We start from the raw sequence: 14323 nt of genomic DNA on the forward strand, positions 1-14323 counted from the left end.
GACACGGCGAAAGGCGGCACCCGATGTTCAAGAAGATCCGCGACAAGATCAACGACGCGACGCAGCAGGGCATGGCGCGAGGCGAGCAGGACTTCCACCGTCACGCGGAACAGTTCCGGCAGGCCGCCGCCGCGCAGGGGCACGACATCACCCCGCAGCTGCCCACGCCGCAGCTGGCCGCGCAGGCGTTCCGGAACCTCAACGCCGACCCGGACATGGCGGCGTTCCTGGCGCTGCCGATGGACGAGCAGTTGCGCCAGCAGCAGGAACTGCAGGCCTACGGCACCGAACTGCGACGGCTCTACGACACCTGCGAGCCCGCCACCCTGGTGATCCGCGAACTGGAGCCGACCGGCCGGAAGATCGCCGGGCAGGCGCAGTACACCGCGACGCTCGAAGTCACCCGCGCCGACGGCACCACCTATCGGACGGTGTCGCAGCTGATCGCGCCGCTGGCGACGATCCAGCAGTACGCGCCCGGCACCCGTCACGAGGCCCGCGTCGACCCCGCCGACCCGGCGAAGGTCGCCGTGTTCGGGCCGATCTCTTAGCGCTGGTAGGCGGAGCTGCGATAAGTCCAGAGAAGTGACCGTATGCGTGAACCCGCCCTGCCGAAGGCCCCGCAATCGCGGTGGCAGGGCGCCTTGCTCGCTCGACATGACCTTTTTGCCATACCGCGCCCTGCCGACGTCGATCGCGGTCGCGGGTTCACTCACGAAAGTTAGGCGGCGGTGATGTTCGGGTCCTTCGAGTTCGGCCTGCCAGGAGACCCCCGGCATGCCCGCCGCCCGGGTCCGCGCCTGTGGTTGCTCGGCGTGCCGACGACACTCGCGTGGGCGGCCGTCGGCTGGTCGGGCGCCCTCGGGCTGCTGGACGGCTTCCGGCTGATGTCGCTGAACCGTGTCGACGCGTGGGGGCCCGACGCGGGTCCGGCGGTCTCGCTCGTCCTGTTCTTCAGCGTCTCGATCACGGTGGCTTCGTCGCTCGGGTTCGCGATGCTGTGGGGCGGCGGGATGTCGTTGCGCGGGATGGGCGTCGGCTTCCGGGCGAGCAGCCTCGCCGCGTCCCTCGGCATCGCGCTGGGCAGCGGCGTCGCGATCCCGTCCTGGACGCCGCCCGAGTCGGTGGGGCAGCGGCTGCCGTCCGACCCCTGGACCGATGTGGACTGGATCATCTACTACGAGCCGTATCTCGTACCGGCGGTGGCCGGGGTGAGCGCGCTGGTGATGATCATGGTGCTGGGGCGGGCTTTCGTCACCAGGGCCGAGGCGGACGACCGCGCGCAGGCGCTGGCCCGGACCGGCCGTCAGGTGATCGGCCACGTGCTCGGCGTCGAGTTCACGAACGTCTGGGTGATGGGGAATCCGCGGTTCAGCGTGCAGGTCCGGTTCCCCACGGACGGCGGCGAGCGGACCGTCATCACGACGATGATCACCTCGCCGATGCGGGCCCCTTCCCGAGGTTCGACGGTGAAGGTCACCTACGACCCGCTGAACCCCGACTCGGTCCAGGTGGATCCGGATCCGGCCGATCGGGCCGCCGGCGGAAACTTCGGTGCGTTCCTGCCTCCGCTGTTCTGATCGCCCTCTACACTCGCGCGGATGGACGAACAGACGGCAGAGGTGTCCACCGCGTCAGCGGTGCGCAAGGCGATGATCCGGCTGGTCCCGTTACTCGGGCTGCTCTATCTGCTCAACTATCTCGACCGGGTCAACGTCGGGTTCGCGGCGCTCACCATGAACGCCGACCTCGGCATCAGCTCGGCCGCCTACGGGCTCGGCGCGGGCCTGTTCTTCGTCGGGTATTTCTTCTTCGAGGTGCCCAGCAACGTCATCCTGCACAAGGTCGGCGCCCGGATCTGGATCGCGCGGATCATGGTCACCTGGGGCATCGTCGCCTCGGCCACCGCGTTCATCCAGGGCGAGGTCAGCTTCTACATCGTCCGCGTGCTGCTCGGGATCGCCGAGGCCGGGTTCTTCCCCGGCATCATCCTGTACCTGACCTATTGGTTCCCGCGTAAGCAGCGAGCCAAGATCGTCGCGCTGTTCTTCCTCGCGGTGCCGCTGTCGTCGGTCATCGGGAGCCCGGTTTCGTCTCTGCTCATCAAGCACGGCGACGGCGTCCTCGGCTTCGACGCCGGCTGGCGCTTCATGTTCTTCGCCGAAGGGGTGCCTTCGATCCTGCTCGGGGTGGCGGTGTTCTTCCTGCTGCCGAGCAAACCGAAGGACGCGAAGTGGCTCTCCCCGGGGGAGCGCACGGCGTTGCAGTCGGCCATCGACGCGGAAGACTCCCGCGAGGTCGGTAAGGAGGTGAGCACCCGATCGGCGCTGACCGATCCGCGCGTGCTCGCGCTGAGCGCCGTCTACTTCGGGATCATCTTCGGCCTCTACGTCCTCGCGTTCTTCCTGCCGCAGGTGATCAAGGGCTTCCAGCAACAGTTCCAGACCAACTACAGCATCGTGGAGATCGGGCTCATCACGGCGATCCCGTACGCGGTGGCCGCCGTGGCCATGGTGCTGTGGGCACGCCATTCGGACCGCACCGGCGAACGGGCGGGGCACGTCGCCATCGCCGCGTTCGTCGGCGCGGTCTCGATCGCCGTCGCGCTGTACCTGGGTTCACCACTGCTGGTGATGATCGCGGTGACCCTCTGTGCGATCGGCGTGTTCACCGCGATCCCGGTGTTCTGGCAGCTGCCCAACGCCTTCCTGACCGGAGTCGGTGCCGCCGCCGGGATCGGCTTGATCAACTCCTTCGGTAACTTGTCCGGCTTCGTCGGTCCCTACCTCACCGGCTGGTTGCAGGGGGTGACCGGAAGCTTCCGCGCCGGGATGTGGGCCGTCGCGTTCTTCATGGCGATGGCGGGGGCCATCGCGTTGACCTTCCGCAACAAGGAAAAGAACGCGATCAAGTGAGGTGGTCGAAGTCGCCGTTCACCCACCGGATGTGGGTTTCGGCGCTTCGGCGAACCACAGCCTTGGCGTCACGATCGATGGTGTCGCCGCCGAGGGTGTAGAGCCGGTCGTAGGCGAAGTCGTCGAGCCGGTCGACGATGCGGCGGACCACGGCGCCCGAAAGCGGGATGTGCTTGGGGAAGTTGCGCTGGAACGACACCCAGTCCGGCGCGAGCCCGCCCGTGATCGTGTCCCCGGCCAGGATGCTGCCGTCCGGCGTCCTGGCCACGGCGCTGCCGCGCATATGCCCGCCCAGTCGCACGAGTTCGAGGCCCGGCAAGGGTTCCGCGTACTCGTCCCAGAACTCGAACGCCGGATCGGGGGCGGGCAGCCATTCGCGGTTGCGTTCGTTGACGAGCACCGGAACCCCGCCGAGCGCGCGGCTCCAGCCGAGCTGGGCGCCGAACATGTGCGGATGGCTGGTGGCGATCACGGAGACGTCGCCGAGGCCGCGCACGACGTCGAGCACCTCGGTGTCCAACCAGGACGGCGGATCCCAGAGCATGGTGCCTGCCGCGGTCACCGCGATGAACGACCAATGGCCGATCGCGAAGTTCGGTTCCCGTTTGATGCTGTGCAGGCCGCGGCCGTGATCGCGGTGCAAGGTCTTGTGCGGCGCGGAGATCAGTTCTTCGTGCGTCCACCAGCGTCCGGTGTGCGCGCCGAGGTCGCCTGCTTCCTCGATGCCGACCTCGCCGCGGTCGAGAACGCACCGGGGAGGTTCGGGAGTGGCGGGATGTTCGATACCGCACCTGTCGCAAATCCACATGATCGACAGCTTGCGACCTCCAGTGCGCTGGAGGTCAAGACCCGTCTTCCCCCGGCTCGTCGAGCCGGGGGAAGACGGGGGTTCAGCTGACGGTCGTCTTGCCGAGGACGGTGTCCTGGTCGGGCGGGTCGAGTGCGAGCTGGACGTCGAACTCGCCGAGGGAGCTGTCGGTGACGATATGCGAGGTCGCCGCGGCGTCCACGCTGCTGGTCGCCTCACCGGCTGGGGTGCCAGCGGGGATGGTGAAGTCGACCTTGCCCTCCGCGGTGAACTTCAGCGGTCCTTCGGCGGGCACCTCGGTGTCGGGGATCGGCAGTTCGATGGGGATCGCGATCTTCTGCTCGCCGAGCGCGATGTTCACCTTCGAGCTGATCGTGCCGGAGAGCTTCTTGGCACCGACGAGCCGGAGGCCGTCGCCCGCGGCCTGGCCGGCGTCGACGTCGAGGGTGAACGGCACCGAAACCGGCTCTCCGGCCTTCGCCGCCGCCGGGATTTCCGCCTTCACGACCACCGCCACCTTCTGGTCGCCGATGATGGGGAAGCCGCCCTTGTACGTGAGATTCTTTTCGACGGCGGCAGCGGTTCCCGCCGCGGCGAACATGATCGTGCCGGCGACCGCGGCCGCGATCCCGGCCGCGCAGAACCGCCGAACACCCTTCCGTACGAGGGTTTCCGTCATGTCAGGTCCTTTCGTCGTTGAATGGGATCGACGCCGAATCTAGGTGGAAAGTCACCAACGAGGAAAGGAAAAGATCTCTCGCGTTTTCTTTACGTGTCGATCTTGTCACGCCTATGTGGAATAGCGTGTTCGTGAATTGTCATGCGAAGGCGGAAAGGGGAAATGCGCGCCGCATTCTTGTCATCCCGGTGACAGGTGCTCCGGACCTACCGTGCGCGGACTAAGGTCTTGATCGTGACCGAACGACCCGAGCCGTGGCATCGCCGGACCCGCAGGTTCCTGCGCGCGACGGACCAGCGCGGCGAACTGGTGCGCGGGGCGCGGACCGGCCCAGTGCCACCCGTGAGCTGGGACTTGCCGCCGTGCAGGCCTGGCAGGTCGTCCGCCGGACCGGGGCGCCGCCGATGTCGGCGGACGGGATCACGGTGCTGTTCACCGACCTGGTCGGCTTCTCGACCTGGGCGTTGCAGGCGGGTGACGAGCGCGTGCTGGAGTTGCTGCGTTCGGTCGCCGAGGTGACCGAATCGGTCGTCACCGGGCACCGCGGCAGCATCGTGAAAGGGCTCGGCGACGGCGTGATGGCCGTGTTCGGCGACCCGGGCGAGGCGGTGAAAGCCGCGTACGAGACGTGCTCCGCCGTCAGCGTGATCAAGGCCGAGGGCTATCTGCCCCATCTGCGCGCGGGGCTTCATCGCGGCAACCCGAGCCGCGTCGGCAACGACTACCTCGGCGTCGACGTGAACATCGCCGCCCGGATCATGGCCGCCGCCGACGGCGACGAGGTCCTGGCAAGCGGAAGTGTCGTCGACGAGCTGGACCCCGGCTCGGTGATCGTGCGCCCGCGCCGGAGTTTCCGCGCCAAGGGGACTCCGAAGGACCTCCGTGTCTACCGCGTCGTGCCTCGCTACTCCTCGTAAGTGGCAAGAGGAGAAAGGCCCAGGTGCGCCAGCGGTCATAGCGGCCGAGTACATGAAGGACCCCTTCCTTGCGCCTGGCGCAAGGAAGGGGTCCTTCATGTACTCGGCAAGGCAAGGACGCCGGTGTCGAGCCGCAAGCCCTAGCCGGGCATCTCCGAGGGCTGCGAGTCCAGCCCCGCCCGGGGCTTCGACCAGCCGCCGCGGGTGAAGTCCGGCACCGCGACCGGTTTCCCGCCGTGGGCGAGCGAAACCACGCTCAACGGCACTGGGGAGCACCAGGCAGCCGAGTCGTAGACGTCGATGTCCGGCACCATCCCGGCGCGCATCTGCTGCACGATCCGCCACTGCAGCACGTAGTCCATGCCGCCGTGCCCGCCGAGGTTCGGGTCGTCCTTGAGCTTCTTCCACAGCCAGTGGTCGTGGCGCTCGCGGTACGGCCCGAAGTCCTTCCACGCGTGCCCGCTGTGATCGGGCTCCAGGTAGATGCGGGCGGGGTAGTCCTCCACGATGCCGCGGCTGCCGGCGAGACTGTTGATGCGGCTGTACGGCCGCGGCGAGCTGACGTCGTGCTCGGCGCGGATGATCCGCCCCTGCTCGGTCTCGATCAGGCAGGTCACCAGGTCGCCGTTGACGTAGGTCTCTTCCCACGACGGATGGCCCGGCGGCATGTGGCGTTTCCGGTAGTCGGCGAGCCCCTTCGGCTCGGTCGCCGTGGCGCGCAATGTGGCGAACCGGTCGCCGCGGTTGACGTCCATGCAGGCGGCGATCGGCGCGAGGCCGTGCATCGGATAGAAGCTCGCGGTGCTGCGGGTATGCCATTTCCGGCGCCACGCGTCGGTGTAATACGTGTCGGAGAACAGCAGTGCGCGCAGGTCGTGCAGGTAGCCGCCGTGCCCGTTGGTGACCTCGCCGAAGACGCCCTCGTGCGCCATCTTGAGGATGGCCAGCTCGTTGCGGCCGTAGCTGCAGTTCTCCGCCAGGAACAGGTGTTTGCGGGTCTGTTCGCTGGTGTTGACGAGGTCCCACAGCTGGTCGAGCTCGGTGGCGATGGGCAGTTCGACGCCGACGTGCTTGCCGGACAGCAGCGCGGCCTTGCCCTGCGGGTAGTGGAACTCCCACGGGGTGGCGATGTAGACGAGGTCGATGTCGTCGCGGGCGAGCATTTTCTTGTAGGCGTCAGCGGACCCGCCGTACTCGGCCGGGCGTGGACGCCCGTCGGCGGCGAGCTTGTCCGCGGCGGCCTTCGCGCGCTCGGCGCGGATGTCGCAGACCGCGGTGACCGCGGCGCCCGGTACGGCGCTCCACCCGCCGATCATGGACATGCCACGATTGCCGAGACCGATCATCCCGATCCGGACGGTTTGGTGCCGCTCGAACGGCACCCCGATCATGCTGCGCTGACCAGGACGGCGAGGCGCGCTTTCCGCCTCTTCGGCTGCGGTCGCACTCGTCGGGATCGCGGCGATCGCCCCGGCGGCGAGCGCGCCGCCGAACAGTGTCCGCCGGGAGACAGAGGGCAGGTCGGCCATGAAGAACACTCCTTCGTGTCGCCTTCGGTGCCCAGACCTTGTCCAATCGCCGCCGGATATGTCAAGAGATGCATCAAAGTGAGCAGAAAACTGCACTAATGCGCAGTTTGACTGCTTGTTTGCGGGCGCTTCGCGCAACCCGGGTGCGCGCACACCCGGGTCACGCTCGCGCTCAACGGCGGATCAGCACCTGATCGATCGACTTGCGCACCAGGTTCGGCACCACGCAGTCGTCCGCCGGATAGCCGACCGGGATGACGGCGAACGCCTTCTCGTTCTGAGGCCGCTCGAGCAGCTCGCCGAGGAACCGCATCGGCGACGGCGTATGCGTCAACGCGGCCAGCCCGGACAGATGCAACGCCGTGATCAGCATGCCGACCGCGATGCCCACCGACTCGTCGACGTAGTAGTGCTTGTGCTTGGTGCCGTCCTCGTCGAGGAAGTAGCGCTGCTGGAAGACCACGATGAGGTACGGGGCGTCGGTGAGGTGGGTCTTCACGGCGTCGGTGCCCAGCGGACGCAAGGCGGACAGCCATTCGTCGCCGAGCCTGCCCTCGTACGAAACGCGCTCCTCTTCTTCGGCCGCCTCCCGAATCCGCTGTTTGGTCGCGGCGTCCTTGATGAGCACGAAGGTCCACGGTTGCTGATGCGCGCCACTGGGTGCGGTGGAGGCCACCGCGATGGCGTCCACCACCGCTTGCTCGGGTACCGGGTCGGTCGAGAACATCCGCACGGTGCGGCGGGTGTCCATGCGGCGGCGCAGATCGGCGGCGGTGGCCAGCGATTCTTCCGCGGACATGCGCGCCGGACGGTAGGGCACCGGCTCGAAGGGGTCGCCGTAGGTCGGGGTCCACTGTGCTGCGGTCATGGTCTCGATTGTGGTGGCGGACCTGGTTTTCGGGAAGCCCCGGAGTCAGGTTATGTCCCTGGGGTTATGCCGCCATCCGTCTCAAGTGGACGGACGCCGGTCGTCGTAACCGGCGGGCCGTTCCAGTACCTAGACGGCCACTTAGCGGTGGCCGCGGCGTAGGAATAGGTATCTACTGCACGACTTTCGTCGGTGTCAGGTTTCTCTTGCCGCGCCCCAGAATCAGCACACCCGTCCCCATCGCGCGGCCGAACCCGGGTCGCAGAAATGAGTCGGAACCATGCGACTGCGCTCCTTCGCCCTGATCGCCGGCACCGCCTTCGCGGCGCTGCTCGGCGTCACCGCCCCCGTGGCGTCCGCCGCGGAACCGTCCTCCGATGTCCAGCCGATGATCATCGGCGGCCAGAACGCGTCGAGCGGCCCCTGGGCGGCCAGGCTCTTCGCCAACGGCAGGCAGACCTGTACCTCGACGATCATCGCGCCGCAGTACATCCTGACCGCGAAGCACTGCGTCGCCAGCAGTGGCACGTTCACCTTCCGGATCGGCAGCCTCGACCAGCAGAGCGGCGGCACCATGGCCACCGGCTCCACGGTCACCCGCCACGCGAGCGCGGATCTCGCGATCGTGCGCCTCACCGCCCCGGTGAACGCCACGTACTCGCCGCTGGGCACCACCGCCAACGTCTCCGTCGGGCAGACCGTCCAGGTCTACGGCTGGGGCGCGACCAGCCAGTGCGGCTCGGAGATCAACTGCCAGTCGCGCTACCTGAAGGTCGCCAACGTCTCGGTCACGTCGGTCTCCTGCCGTGACTACAACGGCGGCATCGCGGTGTGCGCGCGGCGCGGCGACGGCATCACCGCCGGCGGCGACTCGGGCGGCCCGATGTTCGCCTCCGGCCGTCAGGTCGGCGTCGCGTCGACGAGTGACCGGCAGACCACGACCGCGTACACGAACATCACGCGGTACCGGCCCTGGATTCAGCAGATCGCCGGCGTCTGACGTCTGGATGTGGCAGGGCCCTCCCCGGCGGTTGCCGGGGAGGGCCCTGTGCTTGTTCTAGTCGGGACGGCCGACCTGGGTGTTCGACAGGTCGAGACCGATCGCGAAGTCCGCCGTGTAGCCGCTTCCGGCCTGCTGTGGACGTAGCAGCATCTGGGCTCCGCCGCTGCGGTAGATCGAGTCCCGGCTGTTGGTCGTGTCGGCCGGGCCTTTGCGCCGGTACGGCTCGGTCCGCAGATAGGCCGCGCCGAACTCGGGTGTGAAGTAAAGCTGCGAGGTGAACTCGTACGGACGGCCGTTGGTTCCGACGGTGCGTATTTTGATGTGGATATGCAGCGTGCGTCCCGTATACCAGCCCGGAAGAATGGTCGTGAACCTGGCCGCTCCCGCTTGGTCGGTGTTCTGGTAGCCGCGCAGGAAACGGCGGCCGCGACTTCCCTGGGACGGAATGTCGGAGTACAGCCCGAACGCGTCGCACTGCCAGAGGTCGACCATGGCGCCCGGTAGTGGGGTGCACACCTGCTGGCGAATTTGCTGAACGGTGAAATTGATTGCCAGCGCGGTGCCTGCGACCAGTTGTCCGGTGGATGGCTCACTGCGGATATCGGATCGGTTGAGCCGTTCGTCGACGAAGTACGGACCTTCCATTTGCTCTGGCTTGACCACGCAGTCCAGCGTGCAGACCTCGGGTGTGCCTGCGCTGGAGGTGGTGGCACTCGCGGTGGCGGATCCGGCGACAGTGAGTGTCGCGCCGGCGGCGCCGAGAAGAATCAGCGCCTGCCGCCTGCCGAGTACCCGGCCTACGGGCTCATCATCGTCATGCATGGGTTTCCTTTTCGCCGAATGAGGGGAGCAAGGGAACTGAGCGCGACAAGGGTTTGCCGCAATGTGTCGCGCGCATTCGATTGTCCGTCATCACTCGTCCGCTGTCGAGAAAGTTCACTCTCGCGCATCATACTTCGAAGTGGGCGGCATTCTTTTATGGGCCAAGCTCTCGAACCGCTGCTACGGCATTCGCGGCGGACTGGGGTTCGGGCGCCTGTGTGGATGCCCTACGCGCCCGATGGTTGGCCACGTTGACGCGATTTCCGCATAATCCCGGCATGCAATAGCGACGTCGTCCGGGTCGCGTCGTATCGATGAACGCACCTCGGCATGTAGGTGCGGCACAGGCGCGGAACCGTTCCACGCCGAGAGACTGGGCGACGCCGAGTATTCCGACGCCACAGATCAGTGAAAGCGCGTCGACGACGGTCGCGTCCGGCCGGAGTGAGACGGCCCATCGAGCGCGGTCGCGCGAGGTGTCGAGGGTGACGCCACCGATCGAAGCGGTGAGCGCGGTGGCGGCAGTGATGAGGCACGCCTGGTCCGGGTGGTCGATCAGGTCCCGCGCTGTGACGCGTAGCCGGTGAACGGCACGCAGATCACTGCGTCGGGTGGGCTCAGGTAGTGAGTGAAGCTCGGCGAAGGCAGCGAGAGATGCCAGGTCGGGCAGCTTGTCCTCGCCGTGCCAGACCTCCGCGGCGGTGTTGACCAGGTCGGTAGCGACGCCCGCCGCCCAGACGTAATCGTCTAATACTACTTGCATCCCTTACCGACCTCTCGTACGTTCACGGTTAACTGCTACTTTAACCCTTACCAGGAGGTTGTCCGTGGAGATCGACGCCTTGGTGTTCGACATACTCGGTACGCTCGTCGACGAGCCCGCCGGGATTCGCGCGGCCATCCGGCAAGCCGTGCCGGATGCCGACGCGGACGAGCTGGTCGAGCTGTGGCAGGGCCACGTCGAGACCGAGCAGCGGCGCATCGTCGAGGGGGAGCGGCCGTACGCCCCAAGTGACGTTCTCGACCGCGAAGCAGCTCAGTTGGTCACCAAGACAGACGTGGTGCCGAAGCTTTCGCCGTGGCCCGACTCCGTCGAAGGGCTGGCCAGGCTCGCCGAGAGCCACCGGATGATCGGGCTCTCCAACGCCGGCCGGACGAGCCTGCTGCGGATCAATGCCCACGCCGGCCTCCGCTGGCACGTGGCGCTGTCCGCCGAGGACGCCCAGACCTACAAACCGGACCCGGCCGTCTACGAACTGGCCGTCGAGGCCTCAGGTGCACCGCCGGAGCGGCTGCTGATGGTCGCCACCCACGCGTGGGACCTGAGGGGAGCGCAGAGCGTCGGTCTCCGGACGGCTTACGTCGCGAGGCCTGTCGGGGACCCGCCTTCGGTGGCGGATCGCTTCGACTTCCATGCCGACGACCTCGCCGATCTGGCCGGTCAGCTCGCAAAACATCGAACCTGATCAAAACTGTCGGTGCCTCCCGCTAGGTTCATCCCAGTCCCCACCGAGGCACCCCGCAAGGAGAAGATGCGTTGTCAGACTGGGAAAGAGCGAGCACGGCCCGGGTGTTGCCACCTGCCCGCCCGCGCAAGCTCGCGAAGGTCCCGTTCGTCGAACTGGCCGACGGACGGGTGCAGGGCGTGGTGTCCAGCGGATCGGACATCGGGCGCGTGTACGTCTCGTCGGTCGCGGCGAGCACGTACGAGTTCGCCTGTAGTACCAACAACAATCGGCCTTGCGGCGGGGCGCGGGGCATGTTCTGCAACCACATCCTCGCCCTGATCAACGAATCCACTCTTCAGTACGGCGCCGAGCGGGTCGCGCGGTACTTGCGCGTCGAAGTTCCGGAGCCGACCGCGCAGGCCATTTCGCAGACCATGAGCGCGACGCGGCCGTCGCAGGGCGACAACACCGCCGCCGCGTCCGTGTTCAGCCAGTTCTTGCGGCACTTGGCCTATCTGGAATTCGAAGCGTCGACGGCGCCGCTGCCGGAACTGCACTGGTTCCCGCCGACCAGGGCGGTGGTGTGATGCGCACCGATCTGCTCACCGACCCCATCGACGGTCTCGACGAGGCGCTGGCGGTCGTCGACGCCTTCGATGACGTACTCGTCGCCGGATTACTTCGTCCACAGAAGATCGCCGGGTTGACCGAGCTGGCAGAGGCCGTCGCGGGGTCGCCGTTGGCGTCGAGAGTCGCCGAGGCGGCCGAGAAGACGGCAGCCGGTGCCGCGGGGGAGGAACACTTCGTTTCCCTTGCGGCGGCGAGGATCGCCGTGTTCGGTTCCGTGCACGACGCCGTCCTCGCACGCCTTGCCGAGGCGACCGGCCGGCGGTCGGAAGAGGAGTCCATCCGGCAAGTGTCCGAGACGGACATGCCGAATCTGCCGGCCGCGGCCCGTTCCTGGCTGGCCGATCTGGCCCGCGCCGGCTGGCAGGGTATCGACCACGATTTGATCTCGGCTTCGTCGCAGGTGATCTCCGCTCTGCTCGCGGAACCGGGCCTGCGTCGGCTGGCTGTCCTGCTCGACGGCTTTGCCGCGGAGCTCGCCGCGTCCTGTCCTGGTGCGGCGTTGGAACGTGTTCCGGTTCGACGCTGGGGTGACCTGTGGTCGCGCGGGATACTGCTGACCTTGCCCGCGGCCACGCCCACGATCGGCACGGTCACCGGCCGCCTGCTGCCGCTCGGGGTCGAGCTGCTGGAACACTCGACGGCCGCCCAAGCCCAGGTCCACGCCGTGTTCGAGCCCGAGGACGGCAGCACGCCGCGTCTCGTGCGTGCCAGCGTGACGGTGCCGAAGCCGGATACGATCATCGGCGCCGGGATCTGGCAGTTGCTGCGCCCGCATCTTTCCCTGCTCACGGCGATCAGCGAGGGCCGCTCGATGGACCTCGCCGAGATGCCGGTCACGGCCGAGGGCGACCTGCTCTGGCAGGACCGACATGCCCGCCTCGGTGAGCTTGCGGACGCTTTCTCCACCGCGCGTGTCGCGCTGCCGAAGGCTGTCACGCCGGCGGTCGCACCACTGGATCGGCATCCGGTGCGGATCGCCGTCCCCGTCTTCCTCGAGGGTTACGGCATCGAGGGCGACGAAGACGCGCTCACGTTCACGTTCGCGGGGAACCACCTCGCCGTCGAGACCGACCGCATCCCGGCGGCCGGTCCGCTGACGCCGAAAGCGGTCGCGAGTTCCAGCGCGTGCATCGGCCTGATCCGGTGGGACGGCGGTTTCCGGCTCCAACCGCTCGCGGTGGAGACGACGGTGCGCAAGAAGACCACCGCCGTGCACGCCGGAGCCTGGGCCGGGGGCACCACGGACAAGGCCGGGGTGAAAGCCGAGAAGGCGGCCACCGACGCCGCGGCCGTGCTGCGCGAACGCGCCGGAAGGCTGTTGCGGAAATGACCGAATCCGAGGACAACCGCCGCCAGGTCCTGTACTGGCGGCTGCTCGCCCGGCTTTTCGACACCGAGGAGCAGGCCGCGCTCGAAGCGGCGAGTGTGGCCGTGGTCGAGGACATCGGCCTGCCGTCCGCTCTGCTCGATCCGAACGTCGCGGTCGACTCGGTCGTCCAGCGTCATCCGGAACTGGCCGCCGAGTTCGACGGGCTGATGGTCCCCGAAGCCGAAGACAGCCGGGACAAGGCCGCGGAGGTGCGGCGCGCGGCGCTGGTGTCGAAGGTGCTGCTCAACGTCTTCGCCGCCGCGCCCTCCACTGTGACGGCCGGGCAGCTGTCCAGCTGGCAGGCCGACGCGGGCTGGTTCGAGCGCGCACTGGGATGCCGTCCGGGCGAACTCCGCGGCGGTCGTCCCGGTGGCTCCCCGACCGGGCTGGGTGGTACCGGCGGGGGCCCGGCTCCCGATCTGAGCACGCTGCTCCCGTCGATCGGCCCGGAACTCGGTGCCATCGAGGCCGACCTCGTCAAGCGGATGCATCTGCGCGAGGTCCTCGCCGATCCCGCGCTCGCGGCGAAGCTGAGCCCGAGCATGTCACTCATCGAACAGCTGTTGCGGGACAAGGACAATCTGTCCGGAGTGGCGCTGGCCAACGCCAAGTCGCTCATCCGCCGCTACGTCGACGAGATCGCGGAGGTCTTGCGGACCCAGGTCGAGAAGGCCTCGACGGGCAAGGTCGACCGGTCGGTCCCGCCGAAGCGCGTGTTCCGCAACCTCGACCTCGATCGCACCATCTGGAAGAACCTCACCAACTGGAGCCCCGACGAGGAACGGCTCTACGTCGATCGCCTCTACTACAAGCAGACCGCGAAGAAGACCACCCCGCAACGGCTCATCGCGGTCGTCGACCAGTCCGGCTCGATGGTGGACTCGATGGTCAACTGCGCCGTACTGGCCTCGATCTTCGCCGGACTGCCCAAAGTGGACGTTCACCTGATCGCCTACGACACCCAGGCCCTCGACCTCACGCCGTGGGTGCACGATCCGTTCGAAACCCTGCTGCGCACCAATCTCGGCGGCGGCAACGACGGCATGGTCGCGATGGCGCTGACCCAGCCGAAGATCGCCGAGCCCGCCAACACCGTGGTGGTGTGGATCTCCGACTTCTACGAGACCCGCGTCGAGCAGCTCTTCGAAAGCATGGCCGCGATCCACCGGGCCGGGGCGAAGTTCATCCCGGTCGGCTCGGTCACCAGCGCCGGCCGGGGCAGCGTCAACCCCTGGTTCCGCGAGCGCTTCAAGGATCTCGGCACGCCGGTGATCTCCGGCCACATCACCAAGCTCGTCCACGAACTCAAGACCTTCCTCACCTCCTGAACTTCCC

General features: G+C 67.6%; 15 protein-coding genes. 9 read left to right on the forward strand and 6 right to left on the reverse strand.

Annotated elements, in window-relative coordinates:
- Nucleotides 1-23 precede the first annotated feature (23 nt).
- The 3 genes from DL990_RS29315 to DL990_RS29325 all read left to right on the forward strand — a co-directional run bounded on the left by DL990_RS29315 (nucleotide 24) and on the right by DL990_RS29325 (nucleotide 2915).
- Nucleotides 24-551 (forward strand): hypothetical protein, encoded by a 528-nt coding sequence (locus tag DL990_RS29315; protein WP_125800598.1) that lies wholly within the window; start codon nucleotides 24-26, stop codon nucleotides 549-551.
- Nucleotides 552-734: 183 nt separating this feature from the next.
- Nucleotides 735-1580, forward strand: a complete 846-nt coding sequence (locus DL990_RS29320; protein ID WP_125800599.1) for a DUF3592 domain-containing protein — start codon at nucleotides 735-737, stop codon at nucleotides 1578-1580.
- Nucleotides 1581-1601: 21 nt separating this feature from the next.
- Nucleotides 1602-2915 (forward strand): MFS transporter, encoded by a 1314-nt coding sequence (locus DL990_RS29325; protein ID WP_125784614.1) that lies wholly within the window; start codon nucleotides 1602-1604, stop codon nucleotides 2913-2915.
- On the opposite strand, the gene DL990_RS29330 is transcribed toward DL990_RS29325, so the two are convergent.
- Both DL990_RS29330 and DL990_RS29335 read right to left on the reverse strand, forming a co-directional pair.
- Nucleotides 2908-3723: a hydrolase gene (locus DL990_RS29330; protein WP_233598835.1), complete on the reverse strand. Its 816-nt coding sequence runs from the start codon at nucleotides 3721-3723 to the stop codon at nucleotides 2908-2910. The two genes, DL990_RS29325 and DL990_RS29330, sit on opposite strands and share 8 nt — an antisense overlap.
- Nucleotides 3724-3805: 82 nt before the next feature.
- A complete protein-coding gene (locus tag DL990_RS29335; RefSeq protein ID WP_125800600.1) occupies nucleotides 3806-4402 on the reverse strand; it encodes a DUF6801 domain-containing protein in 597 nt (198 codons plus the stop codon).
- 362 nt (nucleotides 4403-4764) lie between these two features.
- On the opposite strand from DL990_RS29335, the gene DL990_RS29340 reads away from it, so the two are divergent.
- Nucleotides 4765-5319, forward strand: coding sequence for an adenylate/guanylate cyclase domain-containing protein (locus DL990_RS29340; RefSeq protein ID WP_233620613.1), 555 nt, complete (start codon nucleotides 4765-4767; stop codon nucleotides 5317-5319).
- A 140-nt stretch (nucleotides 5320-5459) separates the two neighbouring features.
- Here DL990_RS29340 and DL990_RS29345 read toward each other — a convergent pair whose 3' ends face one another.
- Nucleotides 5460-6848 carry a Gfo/Idh/MocA family protein gene (locus DL990_RS29345; RefSeq protein WP_125800601.1) on the reverse strand — a complete coding sequence of 463 codons (1389 nt, stop codon included), beginning with the start codon at nucleotides 6846-6848 and terminating at the stop codon, nucleotides 5460-5462.
- 172 nt (nucleotides 6849-7020) lie between these two features.
- Nucleotides 7021-7716, reverse strand: a complete 696-nt coding sequence (locus DL990_RS29350) for a nitroreductase family protein (RefSeq protein WP_125784606.1) — start codon at nucleotides 7714-7716, stop codon at nucleotides 7021-7023.
- Nucleotides 7717-7996: 280 nt separating this feature from the next.
- Between DL990_RS29350 and DL990_RS29355 the strand changes: the two genes are divergently transcribed.
- Nucleotides 7997-8716 (forward strand): trypsin-like serine protease, encoded by a 720-nt coding sequence (locus tag DL990_RS29355; protein ID WP_125784604.1) that lies wholly within the window; start codon nucleotides 7997-7999, stop codon nucleotides 8714-8716.
- 57 nt (nucleotides 8717-8773) lie between these two features.
- Here DL990_RS29355 and DL990_RS29360 read toward each other — a convergent pair whose 3' ends face one another.
- Both DL990_RS29360 and DL990_RS29365 read right to left on the reverse strand, forming a co-directional pair.
- Complete coding sequence (locus DL990_RS29360; RefSeq protein WP_125800602.1) at nucleotides 8774-9541, reverse strand: twin-arginine translocation pathway signal protein; 768 nt, start codon at nucleotides 9539-9541, stop codon at nucleotides 8774-8776.
- A 154-nt stretch (nucleotides 9542-9695) separates the two neighbouring features.
- Nucleotides 9696-10304 (reverse strand): CGNR zinc finger domain-containing protein, encoded by a 609-nt coding sequence (locus DL990_RS29365; RefSeq protein WP_125800603.1) that lies wholly within the window; start codon nucleotides 10302-10304, stop codon nucleotides 9696-9698.
- Between the two features lie 64 nt (nucleotides 10305-10368).
- Here DL990_RS29365 and DL990_RS29370 point away from each other — a divergent pair, with 64 nt between their 5' ends.
- The 4 genes from DL990_RS29370 (at nucleotide 10369) to DL990_RS29385 (ending at nucleotide 14316) form a co-directional block, all read left to right on the forward strand.
- Nucleotides 10369-11007 (forward strand): haloacid dehalogenase type II, encoded by a 639-nt coding sequence (locus DL990_RS29370; RefSeq protein ID WP_125784598.1) that lies wholly within the window; start codon nucleotides 10369-10371, stop codon nucleotides 11005-11007.
- Between the two features lie 71 nt (nucleotides 11008-11078).
- Nucleotides 11079-11576 carry a hypothetical protein gene (locus DL990_RS29375; RefSeq protein WP_233598833.1) on the forward strand — a complete coding sequence of 166 codons (498 nt, stop codon included), beginning with the start codon at nucleotides 11079-11081 and terminating at the stop codon, nucleotides 11574-11576.
- Nucleotides 11576-12949 carry a hypothetical protein gene (locus DL990_RS29380; RefSeq protein WP_233620614.1) on the forward strand — a complete coding sequence of 458 codons (1374 nt, stop codon included), beginning with the start codon at nucleotides 11576-11578 and terminating at the stop codon, nucleotides 12947-12949. The genes DL990_RS29375 and DL990_RS29380 overlap by 1 nt, the downstream gene beginning before the upstream one ends.
- Nucleotides 12946-14316, forward strand: coding sequence for a VWA domain-containing protein (locus DL990_RS29385; RefSeq protein ID WP_125800604.1), 1371 nt, complete (start codon nucleotides 12946-12948; stop codon nucleotides 14314-14316). The genes DL990_RS29380 and DL990_RS29385 overlap by 4 nt, the downstream gene beginning before the upstream one ends.
- The last annotated feature ends 7 nt before the right edge of the window (nucleotides 14317-14323 follow it).

The organism is Amycolatopsis sp. WAC 01416 (assembly GCF_003947485.1).
In the GTDB taxonomy this organism is placed as follows: domain Bacteria; phylum Actinomycetota; class Actinomycetes; order Mycobacteriales; family Pseudonocardiaceae; genus Amycolatopsis.

Excerpts from the sequence above, each read along its gene's own strand:
- DL990_RS29350 (WP_125784606.1), bottom strand. The coding sequence starts at position 7,716 with ATGACCGCAGCACAGTGGACCCCGACCTACGGCGACCCCTTCGAGCCG.
- DL990_RS29345 (WP_125800601.1), bottom strand. The coding sequence starts at position 6,848 with ATGGCCGACCTGCCCTCTGTCTCCCGGCGGACACTGTTCGGCGGCGCG.
- DL990_RS29385 (WP_125800604.1), top strand. The coding sequence starts at position 12,946 with ATGACCGAATCCGAGGACAACCGCCGCCAGGTCCTGTACTGGCGGCTG.
- DL990_RS29355 (WP_125784604.1), top strand. The coding sequence starts at position 7,997 with ATGCGACTGCGCTCCTTCGCCCTGATCGCCGGCACCGCCTTCGCGGCG.
- DL990_RS29320 (WP_125800599.1), top strand. The coding sequence starts at position 735 with ATGTTCGGGTCCTTCGAGTTCGGCCTGCCAGGAGACCCCCGGCATGCC.
- DL990_RS29325 (WP_125784614.1), top strand. The coding sequence starts at position 1,602 with ATGGACGAACAGACGGCAGAGGTGTCCACCGCGTCAGCGGTGCGCAAG.
- DL990_RS29315 (WP_125800598.1), top strand. The coding sequence starts at position 24 with ATGTTCAAGAAGATCCGCGACAAGATCAACGACGCGACGCAGCAGGGC.
- DL990_RS29335 (WP_125800600.1), bottom strand. The coding sequence starts at position 4,402 with ATGACGGAAACCCTCGTACGGAAGGGTGTTCGGCGGTTCTGCGCGGCC.
- DL990_RS29380 (WP_233620614.1), top strand. The coding sequence starts at position 11,576 with ATGCGCACCGATCTGCTCACCGACCCCATCGACGGTCTCGACGAGGCG.
- DL990_RS29360 (WP_125800602.1), bottom strand. The coding sequence starts at position 9,541 with ATGCATGACGATGATGAGCCCGTAGGCCGGGTACTCGGCAGGCGGCAG.
- DL990_RS29330 (WP_233598835.1), bottom strand. The coding sequence starts at position 3,723 with ATGTGGATTTGCGACAGGTGCGGTATCGAACATCCCGCCACTCCCGAA.
- DL990_RS29365 (WP_125800603.1), bottom strand. The coding sequence starts at position 10,304 with ATGCAAGTAGTATTAGACGATTACGTCTGGGCGGCGGGCGTCGCTACC.